The organism is Arthrobacter sp. ISL-72, from assembly GCF_018613755.1.
In the GTDB taxonomy this organism is placed as follows: domain Bacteria; phylum Actinomycetota; class Actinomycetes; order Actinomycetales; family Micrococcaceae; genus Arthrobacter.
This window is the reverse complement of record NZ_JAGGPP010000013.1, coordinates 14673-38812: the sequence shown is the minus strand read 5'-3', so window position 1 is coordinate 38812 and position 24140 is coordinate 14673. Positions and strand designations below refer to the sequence as shown.

The 24140-nt window shown below is 65.9% G+C and carries 22 protein-coding genes and 2 riboswitches; of the genes, 9 read left to right on the top strand and 13 right to left on the bottom strand.

Annotation, left to right across the window (positions count from 1 at the left end; all coding sequences use genetic code 11):
• The first annotated feature begins 120 nt into the window (after positions 1-120).
• Complete coding sequence (locus J7I92_RS12390; protein ID WP_214840904.1) at positions 121-870, top strand: hypothetical protein; 750 nt, start codon at positions 121-123, stop codon at positions 868-870.
• Positions 867-1601 (top strand): hypothetical protein, encoded by a 735-nt coding sequence (locus tag J7I92_RS12385; RefSeq protein ID WP_214840902.1) that lies wholly within the window; start codon positions 867-869, stop codon positions 1599-1601. The genes J7I92_RS12390 and J7I92_RS12385 overlap by 4 nt, the downstream gene beginning before the upstream one ends.
• 188 nt (positions 1602-1789) lie before the next feature.
• Here the strand turns inward: J7I92_RS12385 and J7I92_RS12380 are convergent, their stop codons facing one another.
• The 10 genes from J7I92_RS12380 to J7I92_RS12335 form a co-directional block, all read right to left on the bottom strand.
• On the bottom strand, positions 1790-4828 hold the full coding sequence (locus tag J7I92_RS12380; protein WP_214840900.1) for a glycoside hydrolase family 38 C-terminal domain-containing protein: 3039 nt from the start codon (positions 4826-4828) through the stop codon (positions 1790-1792).
• 174 nt (positions 4829-5002) lie between these two features.
• Positions 5003-5875: a formate dehydrogenase accessory sulfurtransferase FdhD gene (gene fdhD, locus J7I92_RS12375; protein WP_214840898.1), complete on the bottom strand. Its 873-nt coding sequence runs from the start codon at positions 5873-5875 to the stop codon at positions 5003-5005.
• Positions 5876-5946: 71 nt separating this feature from the next.
• The gene (locus J7I92_RS12370; RefSeq protein ID WP_214840896.1) at positions 5947-7428 is read right to left on the bottom strand and encodes a molybdopterin molybdotransferase MoeA; all 1482 of its coding nucleotides are present in this window, start codon (positions 7426-7428) and stop codon (positions 5947-5949) included.
• A complete protein-coding gene (locus tag J7I92_RS12365; RefSeq protein ID WP_214840894.1) occupies positions 7425-7793 on the bottom strand; it encodes a DUF6457 domain-containing protein in 369 nt (122 codons plus the stop codon). Before J7I92_RS12365 ends, J7I92_RS12370 begins: the two co-directional genes overlap by 4 nt.
• A 59-nt stretch (positions 7794-7852) precedes the next feature.
• Positions 7853-8470, bottom strand: a complete 618-nt coding sequence (locus tag J7I92_RS12360; RefSeq protein ID WP_214840892.1) for an NTP transferase domain-containing protein — start codon at positions 8468-8470, stop codon at positions 7853-7855.
• A gap of 46 nt (positions 8471-8516) precedes the next feature.
• A complete protein-coding gene (locus J7I92_RS12355; RefSeq protein ID WP_028271305.1) occupies positions 8517-9017 on the bottom strand; it encodes an HNH endonuclease in 501 nt (166 codons plus the stop codon).
• A 223-nt stretch (positions 9018-9240) separates the two neighbouring features.
• A complete protein-coding gene (locus J7I92_RS12350) occupies positions 9241-10005 on the bottom strand; it encodes an NlpC/P60 family protein (protein ID WP_214840890.1) in 765 nt (254 codons plus the stop codon).
• A 138-nt stretch (positions 10006-10143) separates the two neighbouring features.
• Positions 10144-10818 (bottom strand): C40 family peptidase, encoded by a 675-nt coding sequence (locus J7I92_RS12345; RefSeq protein WP_214840888.1) that lies wholly within the window; start codon positions 10816-10818, stop codon positions 10144-10146.
• Between the two features lie 70 nt (positions 10819-10888).
• A riboswitch (cyclic di-AMP (ydaO/yuaA leader) is annotated at positions 10889-11082 on the bottom strand.
• 116 nt (positions 11083-11198) lie between these two features.
• Entirely contained in the window at positions 11199-12020 is an 822-nt protein-coding gene (locus J7I92_RS12340; RefSeq protein WP_214840886.1) for a M23 family metallopeptidase, read from the bottom strand.
• 3 nt (positions 12021-12023) lie between these two features.
• A riboswitch (cyclic di-AMP (ydaO/yuaA leader) is annotated at positions 12024-12265 on the bottom strand.
• A 109-nt stretch (positions 12266-12374) separates the two neighbouring features.
• Positions 12375-13070: a metal-dependent transcriptional regulator gene (locus J7I92_RS12335; RefSeq protein ID WP_214840884.1), complete on the bottom strand. Its 696-nt coding sequence runs from the start codon at positions 13068-13070 to the stop codon at positions 12375-12377.
• Between the two features lie 376 nt (positions 13071-13446).
• Between J7I92_RS12335 and serC the strand changes: the two genes are divergently transcribed.
• Positions 13447-14577 (top strand): phosphoserine transaminase, encoded by a 1131-nt coding sequence (serC, locus tag J7I92_RS12330; RefSeq protein ID WP_214840882.1) that lies wholly within the window; start codon positions 13447-13449, stop codon positions 14575-14577.
• A 141-nt stretch (positions 14578-14718) separates the two neighbouring features.
• Here serC and J7I92_RS12325 read toward each other — a convergent pair whose 3' ends face one another.
• Positions 14719-15273: a DUF3027 domain-containing protein gene (locus J7I92_RS12325; protein WP_214840880.1), complete on the bottom strand. Its 555-nt coding sequence runs from the start codon at positions 15271-15273 to the stop codon at positions 14719-14721.
• Between the two features lie 9 nt (positions 15274-15282).
• On the bottom strand, positions 15283-15666 hold the full coding sequence (locus J7I92_RS12320; RefSeq protein WP_214840879.1) for a cold-shock protein: 384 nt from the start codon (positions 15664-15666) through the stop codon (positions 15283-15285).
• A gap of 184 nt (positions 15667-15850) precedes the next feature.
• Here J7I92_RS12320 and J7I92_RS12315 point away from each other — a divergent pair, with 184 nt between their 5' ends.
• From J7I92_RS12315 to J7I92_RS12290, 6 genes are all read left to right on the top strand, one after another.
• A complete protein-coding gene (locus tag J7I92_RS12315; protein WP_214840877.1) occupies positions 15851-16084 on the top strand; it encodes a hypothetical protein in 234 nt (77 codons plus the stop codon).
• A gap of 10 nt (positions 16085-16094) precedes the next feature.
• Positions 16095-18599 (top strand): helicase-associated domain-containing protein, encoded by a 2505-nt coding sequence (locus J7I92_RS12310; protein ID WP_214840875.1) that lies wholly within the window; start codon positions 16095-16097, stop codon positions 18597-18599.
• 40 nt (positions 18600-18639) lie between these two features.
• Complete coding sequence (locus tag J7I92_RS12305; RefSeq protein ID WP_214840873.1) at positions 18640-20295, top strand: DNA repair helicase XPB; 1656 nt, start codon at positions 18640-18642, stop codon at positions 20293-20295.
• Positions 20296-20369: 74 nt separating this feature from the next.
• Positions 20370-21080 (top strand): response regulator transcription factor, encoded by a 711-nt coding sequence (locus tag J7I92_RS12300; protein WP_028271318.1) that lies wholly within the window; start codon positions 20370-20372, stop codon positions 21078-21080.
• A 2-nt stretch (positions 21081-21082) separates the two neighbouring features.
• Complete coding sequence (locus J7I92_RS12295; protein ID WP_214840871.1) at positions 21083-22612, top strand: cell wall metabolism sensor histidine kinase WalK; 1530 nt, start codon at positions 21083-21085, stop codon at positions 22610-22612.
• A gap of 132 nt (positions 22613-22744) precedes the next feature.
• The gene (locus tag J7I92_RS12290) at positions 22745-23032 is read left to right on the top strand and encodes a WXG100 family type VII secretion target (protein WP_214840869.1); all 288 of its coding nucleotides are present in this window, start codon (positions 22745-22747) and stop codon (positions 23030-23032) included.
• 35 nt (positions 23033-23067) lie between these two features.
• On the opposite strand, the gene J7I92_RS12285 is transcribed toward J7I92_RS12290, so the two are convergent.
• Entirely contained in the window at positions 23068-24135 is a 1068-nt protein-coding gene (locus J7I92_RS12285; RefSeq protein ID WP_214840867.1) for a ribonuclease HI family protein, read from the bottom strand.
• Between the last annotated feature and the right edge of the window lie 5 nt (positions 24136-24140).

The following is a 24140-nucleotide window of genomic DNA, read 5'->3' as shown; positions in this document are numbered from 1 at the left end:
CTGGTCCGGACTTGGGGGGTGTACGGACCAACGGGTTCGACCATCTAGCATAGTTCATATACCCGCCGCCGTACAATCGGGCTGATGATACCCAGATAGCCCACCTGCAGGAAGTCGTCGATGCCACTCCCCGCCAAGGCGTTCCAACGCTGGCTGCAAGGAATTGCGCCCGAGGCGAGCACTGCCGATATCTGCAGGATTTCCGGAGTCAAGCGGACCACCCTGGCGCAGCAGCTGGTCCGGGGGAAGGTGGCGGAAAGCACCGTCGTCGCCATCAGCCGGGCGTTCAACATCAACCCGGTAGCGGCGCTCGCCACCTTTGACGCATATAGCGATCTTGCCGGGGGCCAGTTGCCGCCCACCGCCGCGGAGCTGGTCAGCCAGATCGCCACCATGGATCTTCTAAGGGCAGTCATTGCCCGCTCCGCCGCGGCAGCGGAGGGGACTGAAACAGCCCGGGCCACGCCCCCCGCCCCGCAGCTCACGCCGGCTCCGCATGCCACCTCGGTGAGGAACTGGGTGGACGCGATTGACGACGGCGAACTCCGGCATCGGGTTTCCGCAGCCACCGGGATCGCACCGCAGAATTACTCGGCGCAGCTGTCGGCCAACAGGCTGACCCCGGAACTGGCCATCGCCACGTCCAGGGCGGCCGGCACAGGCCTGACGGGCGGGCTGGTGGCCACGGGAATGATCACCGAGTCCGAGGCAGGCTGGGAGCCGGGCGCCAGGCAGGCGGCCCTGGATGCCATGTCCGACGGCGAGCTTGCCGCGTTGGCCGGCGACCGGCTCCAGGCTTTGGGAAAGACCCTTAAGCGCCAGGAACAAGACCATGAAGAAACCAGAACGATTTGGGAGAACCTCGGATGATCGAGATCCTGCAGTGGTCCACCCTTGCTGTCTGCTGCGCCGCTGCGGTGGCACGGATCCCCAGTGCCTTAAGGGGTGAGAACAGGTCGCTCTTCTACATCTTTCTGCTGGCCACGCTCGCGATCCTTCTGAGCATCGATGGCCCGTACGTTGCCATCGACAGCGTCCTTGGCGGCACTAACATCACCAACCTCATCCTGCGGTTCATCGTCTTCGCCGTCATCTTTTTCATCGGGCTGCGCAGCATGAAGGCGTTCGGTGCACATCAGTACCGGCGCTGGCTGCTGGGATGGCCCGGGATGCTGGTGTTTGGGGTGATATCCGCCGTTATGATCCTTTTCTTCATCATGATGGATTCATCCGGCTCATCTGCAGGACTCGCCGGTGTTGCCCGGCGCAGTGTCCGGGATGCCCACCTGGTGGAGTACTACGGTGCCGCAGGGCGCGCCTACCCGGCCTACGTTTCCTTGGTCCTCCTCCCCGCAATAGCGAAGGCAGTGGCCAGCCGGCTGCCGGTGCTGGTCCGGGTGGGAGCCCTGCTGCTGGGCATCGGCGGCGCCTCCCTGACGGTGAGCCTGCTGTTCCCCTTCATTCCGCCCCAGTGGAGCTCGCTGAAATTCATCATCAATTACGGGGCCGCGCTGTGCTTCGTCCTGGGCCTGGCGGTGTTCTGGACCGGGAGGGTCCGCGCCACCCGGGTTGCCGCCCGGAAGTCATCTACCGCCCAGTAGGCTAATTTCTTTCACAAAATCATTAGAACGTGAGAGAATCATGAATGTGTGAAAGTGATTTGGACGGGGAAATCCGTTGGATGCCGGGCAGTCACTGAGCGCTATTGGGGGGATGAGTGGTGGCGGGCCGTTGGGGACCGCCCCCACTCAGCCTTTTAACGGCTCTTTCCCCTAACGCCCGGTCTGCCTCAGCGGACAAACCGCAGGGTGACAAGCTGGAACGGGCGAAGCCTCAGCTTTGCCGAATCCCGACCCGCTTCAATGCCGGGGCCTTCAACAGGACGCTCAAGCAGGTCCACCGCGTGCACCTCCTTGGTGTCAAAGTTCGCCGTCACCATTCCCTCCGACCGCTCTCCCAGCGATTCGTAAAGGCGGACAATCACGTCGCCGGACCCGTCCTCCGCCAGTTTGACTGCTTCGACAACGATCCCCTGATTGAAGACCGTGAACAGCGGGCTAACCGGGTTGGCGCCTTGGACCATACGGGGGGCAAGGTTGGTCCGGTAGCCTTCTTCCACCGCATCGGCGATGGCGGCCCCGGGCATCACGGTCACCAGGAGTTCGTGCCGGCCGCGGTCCGCGGCGGGGTCCGGGTACTTGGGTGCACGCAGCAGGGAGGTGCGAACGGTCGTTGTGGTGCCGCCGTCGTCCCTGACGCTGCGGGTGACATCGTGCCCGTAGCTGGAGGCGTTGGAGACGGCCACACCGTAACCCGGCTCGCCCACGTGGATCCAGCGGTGGGCGCAGATTTCGAACTTGGCCGCTTCCCAGGACGTGTTGGTGTGGGTCGGCCGGAATACGTGCCCGAACTGCGTCTCCGACGCCGAGCGGTCGGCGCGCACATCCAGCGGGAAGCCGATCTTGAGAAGCTTCTCGCGCTCCTGCCAGTCGACTGAGGTCAGGATGCTCAGTGACCCGGACCCTGCCTCCAGCGAAATTCGCTGTGTGATCGCCGATGCTCCGGCCAGCCGTTCCACAACCACGACGGCGTCGGCGCTCTCCAAGCGGGGGTCCCGCTCCAGCGTCACCGAGCGTGCTTCAGCCAACGAGGTGACGTTCCGCCGGTAGAACTCGTCGATGTCCCAGGCGTCCCATTCGTTGGGCGTATCACGGTGGAGTTCCAGGTGGTTTCCGAACTGGCCCGGAGCAATCGCTTCGCGGCCGGTCGCGTGGTCGATCAGCGAGACAAGGAGTCCGTTGGCGTCCAGCACGGCCCTGACCCGGCCGTTGTCCAGGATGTAGCCCCCGCCCGATTCGGTGACCGCCACCGGGCTGTCGGCGCGGACCGGTTCAGCGGCAGCGAGCGCCGGTACGCCGTTCCGTTCGTGGGGTGCGGCGTTGAGCAGGAACTGACGCTCGCCCTCACCGAGCAAGGCCCGCGCGGCACCGGCAATGATGGCCTCCAGCCCCTCCGAGATGGCCGCGTAGTTCCGCTCCGCATCCTGGTGGACCCAGGCAATCGAGCTGCCCGGCAGGATGTCATGGAACTGCTGAAGCAGGACCAGCCGCCACAGGCGCTTCAGTTCCGCCGCAGGGTAGGCGTAGCCGCCGGCGGTGCGGACGGCGGCGGTGGCGCACCAAAGTTCGGCTTCCCGGAGCAGGTGTTCGCTGCGCCGGTTGCCGCGCTTGGTTTTCGCCTGGCTGGTGTAGGTGCCGCGGTGCAGCTCGAGGTACATCTCCCCCACCCACACGGGCAGCGAGGCGTATTCGTCCTGGGCCTGGGCAAAGAAGCTCGCGGCGGTGCCGATCCGCACCTTCGGGGACCCTTCGAGGTCGGCCGTGCGGCGGGCGGCGGCGATCATCTCCCGGGTGGGTCCGCCGCCGCCGTCGCCATAGCCAAAGGGGATCAGCGATACCGTGCCCCGGCCGTGATCCCGGTAGTTCCGCTCGGCGTGCGCCAGTTCCCGGCCGCTCAGCTCGGAGTTGTAGGTGTCAACCGGAGGGAAGTGCGTGAACAGGCGCGTGCCGTCGATTCCCTCCCAGTTGAACGTGTGGTGCGGCATCCGGTTGACCTGGTTCCAGGAGATCTTCTGGGTCAGGAACCATTTGCTGCCGGCTGCCTTGACGATCTGCGGCAGTGCGGCCGAGTAGCCAAAGGAATCAGGCAGCCACGCTTCGCGGCATTCCACGCCCAGCTCGTCGAGGAAGAACTTCTTTCCTTCGATAAACTGCCGCGCCATGGCCTCGCCGCCGGGCATGTTGGTGTCGGACTCCACCCACATACCGCCCACCGGCACGAACTGGCCGGCATTGACCTTCTCGCGGATCCGGCCGAACAGCTCGGGGTAGAACTCCTTCATCCAGGCCAGCTGCTGCGCGGACGAACAGGAGAAAACAAAGTCGGGAAACTCGTCCATCAGTGCCACCACGTTGGAGAATGTCCGGGCGCACTTGCGGATGGTTTCCCGGACAGGCCACAGCCACGCCGAATCGATGTGCGCATGGCCCGTGGCAACCAACTGGTGGGCCGAGGCATACGCCGGCCGGGACAGCACCTCGGCCAGGGCGGCGCGGCCTGCCGCCGCGGTACCGGCAACATCGTCCGGGTCCATGACATCCAGCATCCGCTCCAACGCCCGCAGGATCTCGTGGCGGCGCGGCAGTTCCATGGGGAGCTCGTGCATGAGCCCGCTGAGGGTCCAGACGTCCTGCTGGAGTTCCCAGACGGTCTGGTTCAGTTCGGCGATGGCGATGGTGCCGAGCCGGTATTGGGGATCGCGTCCCGCCGTTGCCTTGTCGCCGTACGGCATGGCTGCGAAGACCCAGCCCTGCGCCACATCGGGGTTGGCGGCAGCCTCCACATAAAAGTCCACTGCCATTCCGCTGCCCAGGAGCTTCAACGGAATGTACTGGTTCCGCGGCGAGATCGCCTTGATGATGGTCCCGTCCGGCCGCCACGCAATTCCCTCGCACTGGAAGCCCGGCAGCTCCCGGGTGAAGCCCAGGTCCACCACAATCTCGACGGCGGTATCAGGGGCGGTGCCCCACGAATCAGGCACTTCACCCCGCAGCCTCAACCACTTGGTGCCCCAGGGCTGACCCCACGGCGCCCCATGTTCCAGCGGGGTGAAGTCGTGCCGCAGTGCTTCCATCACGGAAACGGGCTCGTCCGGAACGTCCCAGCTGGTCAGGGTCAAGGGAACACTGCGGGTGTACACCGCGGGTTCCACGCGTTCGCGCATGAATCGGTCGAGGCGGACTTCCGTAATGCGGCGGTCGTCGTGCAATGTGGTCCTCTTTAATGCCTGTGGCTTGGAAGCTGACAGCGGGTTCGCGAAACGTGCCTGGGCCTTGTCTTCAGCTTAGGTGAACCCCTGGAACTCGGCCGAAGGAAGGGGTCGGCGCGTCCATTCGATGGATAAAATCTACTGCCCCGCGTCCGATAATCCAAGCATTTAGCGCTATCCCGGGACCGGTGCCGGAGCGATGATGCGATGCTGCCCGGCGTAGACATTCAGGGTGGTGCCCCTGCTGAAACCGGCGAGTGTCATGCCGCTGGCCTCGGCCAGTTCGACTGCCAGGCTGGATGGTGCACTGACGGCGGCCAGCACCGGAATGCCGGCGAGGGCAGCCTTCTGCACGAGTTCGAACGAAGCCCGGCCCGAAACCTGCAGGACCGTGCCTGCCAGCGGCAGCAGCCGTTCCCGGAGCGCCCAGCCCACCACTTTGTCCACGGCATTGTGCCGCCCCACGTCCTCCCGCAGGCACAGCAGCTCCGTGCCGCCGTCGTCAGTGATCCGGAAGAGCCCGGCCGCGTGGACACCTCCGGTGGCCTCGAAGACGGCCTGCGCCGCCCGGAGTTTGTCAGGCAGCCCGGACAACGTCTCCACGGGGACGGTCAGCGGGTCCTTGGCAGGGCTGAAGTGCGACGACTTGCGCACGGCGTCGATGGAGTCAGTCCCGCAGATGCCGCACGAACTGGAGGTGAAGATATTGCGTCCCCTGTCGGGAAGGACGACGTCGGGCCGCAGCTGCGCTTCCACAACATTGAAGGTCTGCACGCCGTTTTCGTCCTCGCCCGCGCAAAACCGCAGGGAAACGAGCTGCTCCGGGGTCCAGATGATGCCCTCGGACACCAGGAATCCGGCCACGAGGTCAAAATCGTCGCCGGGCGTCCGCATGGTGACGGTAAAAGGAAGGGACCCGAGCCGCACCTCCAAGGGTTCCTCCACCGCCAGCACGTCTTCACGGTGCCGCACGGGGAATTCGAGGGACTGCGGTGAGCCGTCGAGGACAAACCGGTGGATCTTGCGCCGTTGCGTCATGCGGGCCACGATGTGCTCCTTAAGGTGCGTGATACGACCATCATTGCAAGCCTGGACCGCCTTCACCAGCGGGGACGGCACTAACCCAACAGCGCGCTCCAGTCCACCGGCCCGTCCGAGGCCGCGGGCTTCCTGGCGGCCCTGCGGGGAGCAGTCTTGGCCTTCGCCGCAGCCGGTTCGGCCTGCCCGATGGCTGCGCCCCAGGGCAGGGCGAAGGCGGGCACCGCCTCACCCAGCTGGACACCGTGGGGCGGAACGACAAGGACGCCGTCCGCGGACGCAAGGCCCCGCATCATGCCTGGTCCGGCATGCTGGGCCGGGGATGCCATCCCGTACAGGAGCCGGAACGGCATCAGCCGGGTCCGCCCCGGATCAGGATCGATCATCGTTCCGGAGGGCACTTCACCCACCGGCGGAAGTGTGCCGTGGCCAAGCGCTGCCAGCAGCGGCGCCCCCACTGTGCACAGGGCCATCATCGCTGCAAGGGGGTTCCCCGGCAGGCCGAGGATGAAGCGGCCGTCCGGCAGTTCAGCGAGGACCGCCGGGTGCCCCGGGCGCATGGCGATGCCATCGATCAACAGGCGCCCACCCAGTTCCTCGACCGCCCGGCGAAGGTGGTCCGTGCCGGACCTGCCGGTTCCGCCCGTGGTGATAACGACGTCGGCAGGAGCCTCTTCGTTGACCGCCTCCCCCGCGTCTTGCACCGGTGCGGGGATATCCGGAGAGCCGGGGTCATCAGCCGGGCCTTCCACCCAGGTGCCTTCCCCCGGACCGGGGGCTTCCTCCGGCCCGTCGTCTTCCAGGGCAGCAAGCCATTCGTGATAGTGGTCCCCGATTTTCTCCTGCCCGGCGAAGATGCCGCCGAGCATCTCCACCACAGCTCCGAGCTGCGGCCCGAAGGTGTCGCGCACCTTGCCCGGGGCGGGCAGGCCGGCGGCCACCACCTCGGATCCCGTCAGCAGAATCCTCACCACGGGCTTCCCCTGGACCTGGAGGAAATCGTGGCCGGCCAGTGCGGCCAAGGCGAGGTGGGCAGGGTTGAGGACGGCGCCCTGCTTGACGAGGACGTCCCCGGCGGCGGCCTCCTCGCCTGCTTTCCGGATGTGCTGGCCGTTCTTTGGTTCGCCCGGCCGCGCTCCGCCGCCGAGGGCCAGGACGGGCAGCCCTTCGTCGTCCGTTGTTATTACGCCGCTTTCGCTTCGGAGCACAGCCTTTGCGCCCGGCGGAATAAGGCCGCCGGTCACGATGGGGCTGGCCTGGTGGGGTGCCAGCCGGTGGCCGGGCTCCGCCAGGATCCACGGCCCCGACCCATTGACTGCCCAGCCGTCCATGGCAGATGAAGGGTAGTGCGGCATGTCCTGGAGCGCGGTGATATCGGCCGCAAGCGTCCGCCCCAGGGCCTTCCTGAGCGACACCGGCCCCGGCGGGATGGGTGTTGCGCAGTCAAAGGACAGCTGCCGTGCTTCCTGCCAGGTGTGCGCCAAGTGTGCGTGGCCAGGGGAAGCCGTGTGTTCAGGCACGTCGCTGGCGGCGTCACCGCCGTCCGGCGGCGCAGGCGTCATGCGCCGGTGTTCCTGCTGTTGATGGCCTGGTCGGGTGCAAAACCTGACTGCTCTGCTCCGGAGGTCGCAGCCGGGTGGGACGCACCGGCTGCCGGGGGCTCCGCGTAGTCCATCGCCAGTGCCCGTGCGACTCCCAGGGCTGCCTGCATGGAGACCGCGTCCGGGGCCTGCCCCGAGCCTGATGCCATGCCTGCCGCGAAGCCGGCGATGAAGGTGGTCAGCGGCGCCGCCGGCCGCACAACGGAGTGGGCTGCGACGCCCGCCAGCGCCAGGACTTCATTGACGTCCACCTCGACATCCTCCAGTTGGAAGGCCTGCAGCAGCGCGCGGCACCAGTCCTCAAGCGTCTCATCCTGGCTTTTCACTGTTGCCTCCAAAACTCAAATTCAGTTGCGGTGCCACTGCGCTCCCCACCGGCGGTGGGTCATCGCTCCTGGCGGGACACCCCTAATGCGGCGGCATCGTCCCATGTGTCCACATCGTCCGTGGCACCTGCGGGGACGGTAACTGTCCGCACGTCAAGCCTAGCAAGGAGGGCGAAGACTGATGCGCCCGTTAGGCCTCCGCTCCGTTCCATTTCGCCCGCTGCGCGATGTAGCGCGGTTGTGCTATAAAAGCCGGCGAGCGGTTGTTTGCGGCCGTCCGGGGAGGTGGACATGACTCCCTCGCATTCCGGGTTTCCCAGGCCGCCGGCCGCGAGGGCGCGCTGCAGGGCGGCAACGGCCTGCCCGGCTTCAGGCATGTCGCAGGCCAGGATCAGTGTGATTGCCGCGCGGAGCGGCCCGCGGGCCCGGTCCAGAGCCGCCAGGCCTGCAGCTATGGCTGCCGCCGGTCCGGCAAAAGCAGGCTCCTCGCGGCAGATGAGGACCCCGGCGGGAAGACCGCCGGGGTCGGGACCCACCACCACCACGGACGCGGCACCGGCGCAGGCCGCGAGCGACCGCGAGAGGAGGGTCCCGCCGTCGTACATCAACTGGCACTTGGGCACACCGCCGAGCCGGGACGACCGCCCGCCTGCAAGGATTAAGGCATCAAACTCCACGGGACCAGCCTAGCCAAGGAGGCTGGTCCCGTGCACCCGGAATGCCTCAGGCAGCGGATTCAGGAAGGAGGAAAGGGTCCCACGCGGGCGTGGGCTTTTCCAGTTCCTTAATCTGCCAGATGGTGCCATGGGGAGGCGCGGGCACAAAGCGCAGCTTCCAGCCCATCTCCGCCGGCGTGTGGTCACCCTTGACGTTGTTGCAGCGAAGGCAGGCGGCCACCAGGTTCTCCCAGGAATCGGCACCGCCCCGCGATTTCGGGTGGACGTGGTCAATGGTGTGTGCTGCCTTGCCGCAGTAGGCGCAGCGGTGGCCGTCGCGGCGCAGGACGCCCCGGCGGCTCACAGCCGTGATGGTGTTGTATCTAGGCCGGATGTAACGGTTCAGGAGAATCACGGACGGACGGCCCAGAATCTCCTGCGGCCCGACGACAGGATCGTCGCCCTCGGCCACCACGCTAGCTTTTCCGGTCAGCACAAGAACCAGCGCCCGGCGGAAGGTCACAACCGCCAGCGGTTCATATCCAGCATTCAGAACGAGAGTGCGCATGCACATACCTCTTCACGGCCGCACCCGTCAGGGGCTCGAGGGCCGGCTGCCCTCTGCTTGTCCGGGCTATGGATCGACAACACAAGAGTAAACACTCAAGTGGCCGATCACCGAATTGGGTCACTACCCTACACTCCGTGTCGGCGAAAATTCATCTGCCGGAAACGCAAAAGAACCCCCGCCCGGAGGCAGGGGTTCTTCTGGCAAACGTTAGCCGGAGGCTTTAGCCGCCGACGCGGATGAAGACCGGGCCGGAGCCGACGTTGACGCTGAACAGTGCGGTGGTTCCGCCGTTCCAGCCGCCGTGTACTGCCTGGCCGTTGCCGACGTAGACAGCGATGTGGGCCAAGCCCATGCCGCCGTTTTCGTAGTAGGCGAGGTCGCCCGGCTGTGCCTCGGCGGCGCTGACGGTGCGGCCGAGGGACAGGTAACCTGCCGGCCAGCCGTGGTAGTTGATGCCGACGGCTGCAAGTGCGTTGGTGGCAAGGGCGGTGCAGTCCTGGGCAACGCCGAGCTGGGCGTAGGCCGCGGCTGCGATCGAAGCGCCGTTTCCGCTGGCGGCAGCGGCGGGGGCGGCCGGCGCGGCGGGGGCGGAGACGGTCGCGGCAGCAGCAACCGGAGCGGCTTCTGCCTCGGGAGCGGCAGCTTCCTGGACCTCAACAACGGGCTTCGGTTCCTCAACCGGAGCCGGGGAGGTGGAAACAGCCGGCTTCTCGTAGGAGATGGCGATGCTGGAAGCAGCGGAGATGTTGGCCGGAGCAGCAGACTGAACTTCCAGGGTGGAAGCGGAGGTTGCTTCGCGCTGAACGTTAGTGTCGGCAGCGTTGGCCGCGATACCACTGGTCAGGACCAGGCCGGAAGCAGCAGCGATAACCGCAGCCTGACGGCCCATGCCGCCGGCGTTGTCGCCGACAGCCTTGGCAATGACAGCAAGCGAGTTGGTCTTCGGAGCCGCGGCGCGGTGCCGCGCGATCGCACGAGTAGTCATTATTTCTCTCTTTCGTTTTCCTCAGACTGCATAGCAGGCCGCGGTTTTTGGACGCTCCGGCATCTTGGGGGTAAGCCGGAACGGCCCGAACGGATTTTTTAGCGAAGGACGCGCGCTTCAGTGAGGGAAGCGCGTGTTTTAGCGAAGCGTGTAGTACGCAGACGTGCCCGTGGCGGACACAGCGTGCAGGATGGTGCCCTGCGACGGGTTCAGCGCGCTGATCATCATGCCGTTGCCGACGTAGATGCCCACGTGCGCACCGCCGTTTTGCATGACCAAGTCGCCCGGCGCCGGAGTGGCGGTGGGCTTCATAGCGGTCCATGCGTTGACGCGGGGGATGCTGATGCCGGCCTGGGCGTAAACCCACTGCGTGAAACCTGAGCAGTCCCAGCCGCTGGGAGTGGTGCCGCCCCAGACGTAGGGGCTGCCGATTCCGGTGTACGCGATGGCGGCGAGGCCCGATGCCGCTGCAGAGGAAGCGGCGTCGGCAAGCTTGTCTGCCGTCCCTTCGCTGTCAGCTTCGGTGGTGGTCTCGCTGGCATCCGTACCGGTGGACTGTGCCCGGACGGCTTCAACCTTGGGCGCTGCCTCCGTGGTCACTGCCGGACGCTCGAAGGAAACAGTCGCTGTCGGTTCTGCGGTAACGGCCAGCTGAGCCGACTGTGAGCCGGACTCCGTGGAAGCGGAAACACCCAGGTTGGTATCTGCGGCGTTAGCCGGCATTCCAACGCTGAGGATCATTCCGGACGCGGCTGCAATAACAGCCGCCTGGCGGCCTACGGTCCCGGCGTTGGCAGTCACAGCCCTGGACACGGAGTTCAACGGGTTCGTACGAACCGTTTGCGCGCGATGGCGCGCAGAGTTGTGGCGTGAAGACACGAAGGTAGCCTCTCCCAATGCCTACGAGGTGAGCTGTCGGATTCGGATGGGAGTCACCCGGCCACTCGGCTTCCTGGGAAGCGTTGCGACTTAACCCCAAGGTCTTCTTGCGAAGACCAAAATTGGTTCCCCCGCCTCTGCCAGACGATGTAATGCGAACGGACCTTGAGCGGTGGCAGAGTTAGGCAATCCACTCAAGAGCGCCAACTTCGGAAAAGTTGGCGTGCTTTAGACGGTACAGGAATCCGGAGCGAATGTCACATTCAGGTCACGGCGTGTCACAGGAACTCGAGAGTGACCCATCATTTTTGGGATCAGAGCCAGCCGGTGGGGTCAACGACTTCGCCGTTGACCATCACTTCAAAGTGGAGGTGGCAGCCGGTGGAGGCGCCAGTGGTCCCACTGAGTGCAATAACGTCGCCCCGGCTGACCTTCTGGCCTACCTGCACGCTGGACGACGAGAGATGGTTGTACGTGGTCTCCAGGCCGTTGCCATGGTCGACCACGATGCGGTTTCCGCCGCCGTAAGGATGCCATCCCGAGAATGTCACAGTTCCGCTGGCAGCCGCCAGAACGTTTGTGCCGCACTCGGCCGCGTAGTCCTGGCCGCGGTGGAACTCTCCGGCACCGCCTGTGATGGGACTGACCCGGAAGCCGAAGGGGGAAGCCGAGACCAGGTGTTCCAGCGGAGCCCCCAGGCTGCCCGCGGACGCCGCGCGGGTGATGGTGCTTGCAGATTGCGCGCTCAGCAGCTGTTTGAGCTTGCCGTCGGGGTCGCCCTTGGTGGCAACGGAGGTTCGGTTGAAGTCGATTTTGGCGCCGGCAGCAGCGGAAACTTCCGGCTGCGGCGCAACTGCGGCAGCCCCGGCGGTGCCGGTTTCCGCTGTCGCCATCATGGGGCCGGTCGAGGGCACGGTTACCGTGAGGACCAGGCCGGTGGCGGCGAGCGCGATGCCGGCCTTCTGGCCCACACCGCTCGCCGCGGCAAAGTCTGTGATCTGACTGAAGAGGCTTCGGCGCCGCCGCGCGTCGCGATGCGCATCGCGTGGCCTGACCGTCAGAACGGCTTCGGCCACTGGGTACTCCGAAGCGGGACCTGACGCCCTGCGGCGGCCCCTGACGGTCTGCGTGGTCAAGAAAAATCCTCTCTGGATAGCCTGCGAAGTTAGCTGTCGGATTCGGGTCAGAGAGATCAAAGACCCGGTCCGCCAATGCAAGGCATCCGACACAGGGGTATCCCCTGGAATCCTTCGTCGGAATGTCTCGCCGCTGACGGACTTCACCCCAAGGCCGTCTTTCAACGGCCGATTGTGGTTCCTCCGCCTCTGCCAGGAGGTGATTCGTACGCTGATCCGCTGGCAGAGCTCGGCTTCGGATCAGGTAACGCTTTAGTATCGGCGCTAGTCCTCAACTATAGGGGATTAATCAGCGCGGTAATAATTCCGTTATCTACGTCTCAGTGGAGGAAGGTGGTCCTACAAGGTGCGCAGTTAGCTGACCGTAACAAATACATGGGCCGCTACTTCCGGCGGCAACTCGAGGGCCCCTTCGATCTCGGGCACCCGCACCGAGATGTACTCGCCCACGCGCTCCAGGGCCAGGGACGCTCCGGGCCGGATGCCACCCTCATCGAGCTGCACCAGGAGCTCCGGTTCCACCTGGATGGGCTCGGCCAGTCGGCTCACGATGACACGCGAGTCGGCCCCGTACCCGGACATGGCGTCGAGGAGGTTCACCACACCGGCCGCGAACCCCGGAGACGGCTGTCCGCCGAGCGCTGCTAGGCCGGGGATGGGATTGCCGTAGGGGGAAACCGTGGGGTGGTCCAGGAGTTCAAAGATGCGCCGTTCAACGCGCTCACTCATGACGTGTTCCCAGCGGCACGCTTCGTCGTGGACGTACGCCCAGTCCAGGCCGATGACGTCGGCCAGGAGCCGCTCCGCGAGCCGGTGCTTGCGCATTACTTCCGTGGCCCGTTTCCGGCCTGTTTCGGTGAGCTCAAGGTGGCGGTCGCCCGAAACAACAACCAGTCCGTCCCGCTCCATCCGGCCGATGGTCTGCGAAACAGTCGGCCCGGAGTGGCGCAACCGTTCTGCAATCCGGGCACGGAGAGCCACGATGTTCTCTTCCTCAAGCTCCAAGATTGTCCGAAGATACATCTCCGTGGTGTCGATCAGATCCGTCATCCAGCTCAGCTCCTCGAGCACAGTCCTTGCGTCAGTCCCACCGTACCGTGCGGAGGCGTTCCCGGTGGCCTCGGCGGGGTGGACCTGCATCCGCCGATCAGCCGTGGGAACAGCTCGCGGGGATCAGCCCGGCCGGCATTGCGGCCCCCTGTACGTCAGGGAACAGCTTAGCCTATTTTGAATTACTCCGGATAATCTTTAGCGGGACGAGCCCCGCACAACCCTCCTTGCAGCCGGGACGTCTCAGTGACTGGACTATGACGGATGCCGTTCCGTCCCGCGGAGGCGCTTCAGGCAGAATATAGGAGATTCCCCCTGCAGGATTCCCTGTACTGCCGGGGCCCTCCCACGTCCACGCCGAAAAATTGGAGCCATTGTGAGCGACACCAGCATCACTATCCCCGCCAACCTCCTGCCCAAGGACGGGCGGTTCGGCGCCGGGCCTTCGAAGGTCCGTCCGGAGCAGATCGAGGCAGTGTCCGCCGCGTCCGCCACGCTTCTGGGCACTTCGCACCGTCAGGCCCCCGTTAAGAACCTCGTGGGTTCCGTCCGCAGCGGCCTGAGCGAGTTTTTCCGTGCCCCGGAAGGCTATGAGGTCATCCTCGGCGTGGGCGGCTCCACCGCATTCTGGGATGTCGCCGCGTTCGGACTGGTTGACAGCAAGGCGCAGCACCTTTCCTTCGGCGAATTCGGCTCCAAGTTCGCGGCAGCGACCAATAAGGCTCCGTTCCTTGATGCATCCTCCATCATCAAGGCCGAGCCCGGAACCCGTCCTGCAGCGCAGGCGGAAGCCGGCGTGGATGTGTACGCCTGGCCCCAGAACGAGACCTCCACGGGCGTGGCCGCTCCGGTCAAGCGGGTTTCCGGCGCGGATGACGGGTCGCTGGTGCTGGTGGATGCCACTTCCGCCGCGGGCGGCCTGGACGTGGACGTGGCTGAAGCAGACGTGTACTACTTTGCGCCGCAGAAGAACTTCGCGTCGGACGGCGGACTGTGGCTGGGCCTTTTCTCCCCCGCCGCCCTGGAGCGCGCTGCACGGATCAAGGAAAGCGGGCGGTGGATCCCCGACTTCCTGGACCTGCAGACCGCGATCGACAACTCCCGGCTCAACCAGACCTACAACACCCCGGCGCTGGCCACCCTGGTGACGCTGGACGCGCAGGTGCAGTGGCTGAACGCCAGCGGCGGCCTTGATTTCGCGGCAGCACGCACGGCCGACTCCGCCGGCCGCATCTATTCCTGGGCCGAGGCCTCCGAATATGCCACCCCGTTCGTTGCCAAGGCCGAAGACCGCTCCAACGTGATCGCCACCATCGACTTCGACGATTCGATCGATGCAGCGGCGATCGCGAAGATCCTGCGCGCCAACGGCATTCTGGATACGGAGCCGTACCGCAAGCTGGGACGCAACCAGCTGCGCATCGCCACCTTCGTCGCGATCGAGCCGGACGACATCTCGGCTCTCCTGTCCAGCATCGACTACGTAGTAGGCCAACTGCGAAAGTAAGGAATCGACTGACGCGTTGGCGTTCGACGGCGTCGTCCGGGCTTTGGTCCCGGACGGCGCCTTTTTCGTTGAGCGCCTTTCGTTGCGGGGCTTTCGTTGCGGGGCCGGCTGGTGTGCCGCCGTTTTTTACGTGACCGGTGGCTAGTCGCCCTCGCCGGTCGAAGTGCCGGTGCCTGATTCCGGATTGCCCGCGTCAGCGCCGTCGTCGGAAACGGCCACCTGGCTGGCTTCGGCTTCGTCCTCCGGCGCCTCGCTGGTGCCGTCCTCGGAAACGGCCACTTCGCCGTCGAGCGCCGCGTCCGTTGCTTCCTCTTCCCGGGCGTCCTCAGGGCGCACGCGTTCGGCCCACGGCACCCACTCGGGCGCAAGGATCGAATCCTCCGAGGGCAACAAACCAAGTTCGTTCACGGTGATGAGCTTGGAACGCGAATTGCGGGTGATCACTGCATACCACTGCCAGCCCTGGTAACCGGTGAGCTTGGACTCAAAGAGGTGCGTGACAACACGGTCGCCTTCGGTTTTGGCGCCCAGGTGCCGTCCGATCTGCGCGGCGGGGGCAATGCCCTCGATGGCGTCCCGGGCAAAGTCCACGGCCGCCGCGAGCACCGCATCCGGCTTGCCGGTACGCCAAGCAGGGACGCCGGCACGGGGCTTTGAAACCGGTTTGGGTGTGCTCTGGTCAGGTTGGGAAGTCATGCCGGATGCCTAGGCGTCCAGCTCGTCGGCAACCTTACGGAGGGCGGCGGCTATCGCCTTGGCCTTGTTGCCTTCCGGGTACTTTCCGGCGGACAGCGTTCCGGACAGGTTGTCCAGTACGGTCACCAGGTCCTGGACGAGCGGTGCCAGGTCCTTGGCGCTGGGCCGCTTTGCCTTGGCGATGGACGGTGTCTTGTCCAGCACGCGCAGGCCGAGGGCCTGGGCGCCCTTGCGGCCGTCAGCAACGCCAAACTCCACCCGGGTGCCGGCCTTCAGCTCCGATACGCCCTCGGGCAGCGCGGATTTGGGCAGGAATACTTCCTGGCCGTCCTCGCCCGCGAGGAATCCGAAGCCTTTTTCCTTGTCATACCACTTGACCTTGCCGGTAGGCACGTAATCAACCTTCTTCGTTCTGGACTTCCTGAGACACGGCCGGCGGCCACCGCATCCGCACTGATATGCGGGTTCAAGGTATGACTGCCTGGACCATGTTGGTCTGTACCTTCAAGGTTATCCTGCCGGGCCCCTGTTTCCCGCTTTGCGGCACGGGCACGGCCGGGCTGTTAGCGTTACGTGCATGACACCCTCCCGCTACCGGCGGCCACTGATGATAGTTGCGGTGGTTATCGCCGTCCTTTCCCTGGCTGCCGTCGGCGCCGTCATGGCCGTTGCCTTTGCCGGCGGCGCCGCCCCGGTGTGGGTGACCTCCTTTGCCTTGTACGGCCTGCCGCTGGCATTCCTGCTGATGATCGTCCTGGTGATCGACGGCGTTGCCGCACGCCGCAGGGCAGGAAAGTCCGGCGGGCGGTAACGTTGGACTGATGTCCTTTATTCGCGCGCTCAGCAAGGAACTGGAGGCACGCAGCGACGACTCGTTGCGGGCCTTGTTCTCCGCGCGACCGGACCTCATTTCACCAAACGTTCCGGATTTTGCCGCCCTCGCAGCCAGGGCCAGCGCGCGGGTCAGTGTGCAACGGGCGCTGGAGCGGCTGAACCGGCCGCAGATGCAGGTTCTGGAGACCCTCCACCTCTGCACCAACACGGACACGGCTCACAGCGCGTCTGCCCCCGGACTGAAGAAGCTCATCAACGGCGCCTCGCTGTCAGCCATCGAACGGATCCTGCACTCCCTGGAGGAGCTGGCCCTGGTGCACCGCGCCGAGCCGCCGCACGGCACCCTGCTTTCCGCCGGCCCGCGCCAGCGGTTCTACCTTCCGGTGGGGAGCCTTCGTGACGTCGTGGGGATTTACCCGGCCGGACTGGGCCGGAACTATACAGAACTGGTCCGGCTGCAGCCGGCCTTTGCGCAACGGGTGGTGCAACTCGTGGGCGAACTGCACCACAGCGGCGCCGCCATCCATCCCGCCACAACACCCATGGAAGCAGCGCTGTCGCTGCAGCACTGGACAGCGACCCCCGAGGCCCTGAACCATATCCTCGCGACCGCCCCGGACCGGACCATCGCGCTCCTGGCCCGCTTCGGAAACTGGGCCATGGGCGCCGTCCCCCAGGCGCAGCGGCGGGCGTCTGTCCTGAACGAAGGGCCCGACGTCGGCCCTGTTGACTGGCTCCTGGCGCGGGGCCTGCTGGTACCGCTGGACGCCGCCCACGTGGAGTTGCCGCACAGCGTGGGGATCTCGCTCCGTGGCGGTGCCGTGATCGAGGACTTCACGCTTGCTCCTCCGGTCCCGAGGCTGGGACAGACGACGGCGGCGCTGCGCCGGAATGCCGCGCTCGGCGCCATCGCGGAAACCCTCCGCCTCACCGGCGAACTTCTGTACAGCGTCCGTGAACAGCCGCTCGTTACGTTGCGCAGCGGCGGCGTCGGGGTCCGCGAGATGAAGCGGCTGGCCGATTCGCTCCGGATCGACCTGCACAGCGCCGGGCTGCTGGTGGAGCTGTGTGCACTGGCCGGGCTGGTCCGGCTGGACGTTGACAGCTCCGCCTGGGTGCAACCCGAGCAGCTGGAGTGGCTCACGCTGCCGCGCCAGGAACAGTGGCTGTGGCTGGTGAATGCCTGGCTGGCCAGCGAGCGCGCCCCGTCGCTGGTGGGCCAGCCCGTCACCGGTCCCGGCGCAGGCCCGGCCCCGCACCGTGCAGCGGCCGGCGCCACCATCAACGCATTGTCCGCCGAAGCCCAGCGCCCTGACGCACCCGTGATCAGGAAGCGGATCCTGGAGATCCTCCACGAACTTACGCTGGAGGCCGCCGAGGCGGACGGCAAGGCGCCGGTGCTGGACGCGGCAGCGGTGCTTCAGCGGGCCGAATGGGCCCAGCCGCGCATGGCCAGGCGCTTCAGTTCGCTGATCCGCGGCGTCCTGGCCGAAGCGGAAATGCTGGGCCTCATCGGTTCGGGTGCGCTCAGCCAGCTGGGCTCGGCCATTGCGGCGGAACGGCCGGACGAAGCGTTGGACATCCTGGGCGAGCACCTGCCGGCCGCCCTCAACCATGTGTTGCTGCAGGCTGACCTGACCGCCGTGGCGCCGGGCTACCTGGCGCCCGAGCTGAGCGAAAAACTCCTGGTGATGGCCGATGCCGAAGGCCAGGGCCCCGCCACCATCTACCGGTTCTCCGTGGCGTCCGTCCGCCGCGCCCTGGACGCCGGCCACGACGCCGCCAGCCTGTTGGGATTTCTGCGCGAACACTCGGCCACCGCAGTGCCGCAGCCGCTCGAATACCTTATCGAGGACACCGCCGCAAGGCACGGCAGGCTGCGGGTGGGTACGGCCTCCAGCTTCATCCAGAGCGACGACGAGGATGCCCTCCTGGAGCTGGTCAGGGAATCCAGCGCGTCCGGGCTGGGGCTGGTCCGCATCGCGCCCACCGTCCTCATTTCCCACGCGGGCCCCAAGGAAACCGCCCAGGCGTTGCGTGCACTGGGTCTGTCACCGGCCGTGGAGGAAGCGGAATCAGCACTTCTCCGGCTGCGCCGCACCACGGCCGTTCCGGGAAGCGGACGCCCGGTGTACAGCGCACCGCGGACGGCACCGCCCCAGGCAGACCTCGACGCCCAGCTGGCGATTCTCCGCAGCCACAATGACCCGCACGGTGCCAGCGGCAACGGAAGCCACCGGCCGCCGGCAGGAACAACCGGCGAAGCAGCAACGCAGCTCGGACTCGAGACGCTGCAGAAGGCCATCCGGCTCCGGCAGGCCGTGGTGATGAGCGTTGTGGACAGCCAAGGGAATTCCAGCCGGGAAACGGTTGTTCCGGTTTCTGTGAACGGCGGCCGGGTCAGGGTTTTCGACCCCGCCCGCGACACGGAAAGAGTGCTCTCCATCCACCGGATCATCGACATTGAGGCGGAAGAGGAATTTCAACAGTGACCAGCACCCCGGGAATCCGCGGCACGAGGACTCTTAAGCCGTGAATGACGGACCCCTGATCGTCCAGAGTGACAAAACAATCCTGCTCGAGGTGGACCATGAGCAGGCAACGGAAGCAAGGCACGCGATCGCCGCCTTCGCCGAACTGGAGCGCGCGCCGGAACACGTGCACAGCTACCGGCTCACCCCCTTGGGCCTGTGGAACGCCCGCGCCGCGGGGCTGGACGCCGAACGCGTGCTGGACACCCTGCTGACGTATTCACGCTTCCCCGTGCCGCATTCACTGCTGATCGATATCGAAGAAACCATGTCCCGGTACGGCCGGCTGCGGCTGGAAAAGGATCCCCAGCACGGGCTGGTGATGCGGACCAACGACTACCCCGTGCTCGAAGAGGTCTGCCGGGCCAAGAAGATCCAGCCGTTGCTGGGGCCGCGCATCGACGGGGAGACCGTGGTGGTCCACTCCTCACAGCGGGGGCAGCTGAAGCAACTCCTTCTCAAGATCGGCTGGCCCGCTGAGGACCTGGCCGGTTACGTGGACGGCACACCGCATCCCATCATGCTTAACGAATCAGGCTGGAAGCTGCGTCCGTACCAGAAACTGGCCACGGAGAACTTCTGGGCCGGCGGCAGCGGCGTCGTCGTGCTCCCCTGCGGTGCCGGCAAAACGCTGGTGGGCGCGGCGGCGATGGCCACAAGCTCCACCACGGTGCTGATCCTGGTGACCAACACGGTGTCAGCCCGGCAATGGAAGGATGAGTTGATCAAGCGGACGTCCCTGACGGCGGACGAGATCGGCGAGTACTCCGGCTCGGTCAAGGAAGTCCGCCCGGTGACGATTGCAACGTATCAGGTCCTGACCACGAAACGCGGCGGGCTCTACCCCCACCTTGAGCTGGTGGACGGGCACGACTGGGGCCTTATCATCTACGACGAAGTCCACTTGCTTCCGGCGCCCATCTTCCGGATGACGGCCGACCTGCAGGCGCGGCGCCGGCTCGGCCTGACGGCAACCCTGGTACGGGAGGACGGCCGTGAAGGGGAGGTCTTCAGCCTGATCGGTCCCAAGCGCTACGACGCCCCATGGAAGGACATCGAGGCACAGGGCTACATCGCGCCGGTGGACTGCGTGGAAGTCCGGGTGGACCTTCCGCATGACGAACGTGTGGCGTATGCCATGGCCGAGGACGCCGACAAATACCGGCTGTGTGCCACTTCCGAAACCAAGAACGCCGTGGTGGAGCAGCTGGTGGAACAGCACCGGGGCGAGCAGCTCCTAGTGATCGGCCAGTACATCGACCAGCTGGACGAACTGGGTGAACGGCTCCAGGCCCCGGTCATCAAGGGTGACACGTCCGTGAAGGAGCGGCAGAAACTGTTCGATGCCTTCCGCTCCGGCGAAGTGAAGATGCTGGTGGTTTCGAAAGTGGCCAACTTCTCCATTGACCTTCCGGAAGCTTCGGTGGCCATCCAGGTGTCCGGCTCGTTCGGCTCCCGCCAGGAGGAAGCCCAGCGCCTGGGCCGCCTGTTGCGGCCCAAGCAGGACGGCCGTGCGGCCCGCTTCTATTCACTGGTGGCACGGGACACCCTGGACCAGGACTTCGCCGCGAAGCGCCAGCGGTTCCTGGCGGAGCAGGGCTACGCCTACCGGATCATGGATGCCAAGGACGTGGGACGCAATCCCACGGCGAGCTGACGCCGGGATCCCACCCATGGGACACCCAACATCCATTCAGAAAACTCCCAGATACTGGGAGCATCATGGGAAGTATGAAAAAGAACGGTCCCGAAGCCAAGCTGCTCGTCGTCGATGACGAACCCAACATCCGCGAGCTGCTCTCCACCTCGTTGAGGTTCGCGGGCTTCGAGGTCGTCTCGGCCGGCAACGGACGCGACGCCCTCGCCGCCGCCGAGCTCCACGCCCCCGACCTTGCCGTGCTCGACGTCATGCTGCCGGACATGGACGGTTTCACCGTCACGCGCCGGCTGCGAGCCTCCGGCAAGCACTTCCCCGTGCTGTTCCTCACCGCCAAGGACGACACTGAAGACAAGGTCACCGGACTCACGGTCGGCGGCGACGACTATGTCACCAAGCCCTTCAGCCTGGACGAGGTGGTGGCCCGGATCCGCGCCGTCCTCCGGCGCACCCAGCCCCTCCTTGACGACGACGCCGTGATCCGGGTGGATGACCTCGAGCTCGACGACGACGCCCACGAAGTGCGCCGCGGCGGCACCGTCATTGAACTCTCCCCCACCGAGTTCAAGCTCCTTCGCTACCTGATGCTGAACCCTAACCGGGTCCTGTCCAAATCCCAGATCCTGGACCATGTCTGGGAGTACGACTTCAACGGCGACGCCTCCATCGTGGAGTCCTACATCTCCTACCTCCGCCGCAAGGTGGACATCGACCCCGATGCCCCTGCCCTGATCCAGACCAAGCGCGGGGTGGGATACGTACTGCGGACAGCTGAGAAGCGCTGACCTTGCTGCACCGTTGGAAGTCGGCCTCGCTGCGTTCGCAGCTGGTGGCCATCATGATGGCGCTGATGCTTGTAGCACTCGCCGTGACGGGTTCCGGCACGCTGACACTCCTGCACAGCTATCTTCAGGGCCAGGTGGACGACAAGCTCAAAGTCGCCGTCAACTCGGTTAAGCAGCAGCAATCCTTCAGCCAGTTGCAGGAGCAGAACCCGAACATCCCGACCGATTACTCCCTGATGCTCCTGCGCCCGGGCCAGCAGGCCTTCCCCTTCGGCGGCAGCAAGGACTCGCACCCGGACATTGAGAGCCTTACTCCCGCGGAAGCCAACAGGCTCGATGAGGAGCCCTTCCAGGTGCGCGGTACCGACGGGCGCAATTGGCGCGTTGTGGCGCTGAATGTACTGGACGGCAACCAGCGCAACGCCGTGGTGACCATCGGACTCCCGCTGGCCCCAGTGGATTCGGTCGTGGAACATGCTGCCCTGGTGGTGATCGGCGTTGGTTTCCTGACGTTGGTGCTGGCCTTTTTCATAGCCACCTGGACGGTATCCAGGTCCTTCCGGCCGCTTGCGCGCGTGGAAAAGACAGCAGCGGCCATCGCCGCGGGTGACCTCTCCCGCCGCGTTGAGGTGGAGAACCCCGCCACGGAAGTGGGCAGGCTGGGCGGCTCCCTCAACGCCATGCTCAGCCACATCGAGTCCGCCTTCGCGGCCAGGATGGCCTCGGAAGAACGCATGCGCCGCTTTGCCGCTGACGCTTCCCATGAGCTTCGCACTCCGCTCGTTACAATCCGGGGCTTCTCCGAGCTCTACCGCCAGGGTGCGCTAACCAAGGAAGAGGACGTGGCCACCGCGATGGGGCGGATCGAAAGCGAGGCGAAACGCATGGGTTCCATGGTGGAGGACCTCCTGCTCCTCGCCCGGCTGGACGAGCAGCGCCCCCTGCAGCAGAAGCCCGTGGACCTTCTGCTTCTCGCCAACGACGCCGTGGTGGACACCCAGGCCAGTGCCCGGGACCGGACCATCTCGCTGACCGGCCTCGACGGCGCTCCGCCCTCGCCTGCGCCCGTGCTGGGCGATGAGGCGAAGCTGCGCCAAGTGGTGGGCAACCTGATGGGCAACGCCCTGCGGTACACACCGGCCGGAACCCCCATCGAGCTCGCCGTAGGGGTGCGGACCGGCGAGGCGGGCCGCCGCTCCTCCGTCATCGAGGTGCGCGACCATGGCGCCGGGATCCCCCAGGACGAAGCCCCGCGGATCTTTGAGCGCTTCTACCGGTCCGATACCTCGCGGACCCGGGAAACGGGCGGCAGTGGCCTGGGACTGGCCATCGTCGCTGCCATCGTGGGCTCGCACTCGGGCTCGGTCCGCGTCCTCGAGACCGAGGGCGGCGGCGCCACCCTGGTTGTCAGCCTCCCGTTCCAGGACGCAACAGCAGGCAGTGCAAACGCTGCGGACAACAAGCACGACGACGGCTACGACGAGGTAGGCAGCTTCGACGACGGCGACGGCAGCGGAGTTGTCCACATCTAGGCGTTCTTCACATACGGGCTGCGGCTGTAGCGCCGCTTTCCGCCCTCTTCCTAGGCTCGACGTAGCGGTCCGAACACCCGTGCCGCCCGCAAGCTTGACCAAAGCTTCGAACAGCGTCGAAGGGCACTAACCATGAGCATCATCTCTGTTGATACCGAAATGCTTCAGCTCAAATCAGCCAACGTCAAAGCCACTGTCGACCGCATCAGCGCGGACGTCCAGGCGATGAAGCGCGGCCTGGATGAGCTGCAGGGCACGTGGCGCGGATCAGCGGCCACCAACTTCCAGGCGCTGATCACCGAGTGGACGCTCACCCAGGGCAAAGTGGAGGCCTCGCTGGCCTCGATCAACATGGCCCTCAACTCGGCGGCCGCGACGTATGCCCAGGCGGAGCAGGGCAATACTCAGCGATTCAGCTGACCATGGCTGTGAATTGCGCTGCGGCCCGCGGCAGCCTAGGCTTCCGGCGTTTCCTGGTGGAAGCGCAGGCGCCACTGGGTGCCGTCGAGAATCCAGAGGGAGCTGCGGAGCGAGGATCCTTCGCGGCCCCGGCTGCGGTAGGTCAGAAGGACTGTTTCAGGGCCGATTCTGTCGGCCCCGATCATCTCCGGTTCTGTTCCGCCGCCAGGGTTCTCCTCGAGCGCCATCATCATTGAATCCCGCGTCCATAGCCGCCCTGAACTGCCGATCTCGGTAAATTCCGGGTGCAGCAGCACTCCGGTACGCCCGATGTCGGCCCGGGTATCCGGCCGGAGGAGCTCCCGTTCCAGTGCCTCGACTACGGCTTCGGGAGCTGCTTCCGTCCCCGCCTCCGGTGTGAAGGGATCAGCATCCAGCTCACTGAAGAGGTCAGGCTCGGCGAACAGGTCCAGCTGGCTAGCGCTGCCCGGCGGGGCGGCGACTTCCTGCCGCCCGGCACGGACGGCGGAGGGCGCCGCTGCGGCGGCGTTGCGTGTGGCGCTTGGCATGGCTGTGGCGGCGTTGCGTGTGGCGCTTGGCATGGCTGTGGCGGCGTTGGGTGCGGCGGCATTGCGTGTGGCGGCGCGGGCCTCGTCGCCGCGGACAAACCCGGGTCCTGAGCGCGCCGCGACGCCCTGCTGGTATGCGGTCGCCGCTGCCCTGGCGCGCTCGTCCGCAGCTTCGTTCAGGTCGTGCCCGGCGTGGCCCCTAACCCACTCAAAGCGGTATTTCCGCCCGGCCAGTGCCTGGTCGATTTCCCGCAGGATCTCGACGTTCAGGACCGGTTTGCCGTCAGCCTTCCGCCAGCCCTTGCGCTTCCAGCCCGGCATCCACTTGGTCACCGAGTTGATGACATATTGGCTGTCGCACAGGATGTGAAGTTCCTCGTCCGGGAGGTGTGCCGTGCAGCGGAAGAGATCCAGCACGGCCATCAGCTCGCCCTGGTTGTTGGTTCCATGCGGCCAGCCGCCGGCCCGCCAGCAGTCGTCGTTCACGTACCAGGCCCATCCGGCCGGACCGGGATTTCCTAAAGCCGAACCGTCGGCTGCTGCAGTAATCGTCACCGCAC

Excerpts from the sequence above, each read along its gene's own strand:
- J7I92_RS12310 (WP_214840875.1), top strand. The coding sequence starts at position 16,095 with ATGTCCTTTATTCGCGCGCTCAGCAAGGAACTGGAGGCACGCAGCGAC.
- J7I92_RS12335 (WP_214840884.1), bottom strand. The coding sequence starts at position 13,070 with ATGACGGATCTGATCGACACCACGGAGATGTATCTTCGGACAATCTTG.
- J7I92_RS12315 (WP_214840877.1), top strand. The coding sequence starts at position 15,851 with ATGACACCCTCCCGCTACCGGCGGCCACTGATGATAGTTGCGGTGGTT.
- J7I92_RS12325 (WP_214840880.1), bottom strand. The coding sequence starts at position 15,273 with ATGACTTCCCAACCTGACCAGAGCACACCCAAACCGGTTTCAAAGCCC.
- J7I92_RS12390 (WP_214840904.1), top strand. The coding sequence starts at position 121 with ATGCCACTCCCCGCCAAGGCGTTCCAACGCTGGCTGCAAGGAATTGCG.
- J7I92_RS12290 (WP_214840869.1), top strand. The coding sequence starts at position 22,745 with ATGAGCATCATCTCTGTTGATACCGAAATGCTTCAGCTCAAATCAGCC.
- J7I92_RS12350 (WP_214840890.1), bottom strand. The coding sequence starts at position 10,005 with ATGACTACTCGTGCGATCGCGCGGCACCGCGCCGCGGCTCCGAAGACC.
- J7I92_RS12355 (WP_028271305.1), bottom strand. The coding sequence starts at position 9,017 with ATGCGCACTCTCGTTCTGAATGCTGGATATGAACCGCTGGCGGTTGTG.
- J7I92_RS12385 (WP_214840902.1), top strand. The coding sequence starts at position 867 with ATGATCGAGATCCTGCAGTGGTCCACCCTTGCTGTCTGCTGCGCCGCT.
- J7I92_RS12370 (WP_214840896.1), bottom strand. The coding sequence starts at position 7,428 with ATGACGCCTGCGCCGCCGGACGGCGGTGACGCCGCCAGCGACGTGCCT.
- J7I92_RS12300 (WP_028271318.1), top strand. The coding sequence starts at position 20,370 with ATGAAAAAGAACGGTCCCGAAGCCAAGCTGCTCGTCGTCGATGACGAA.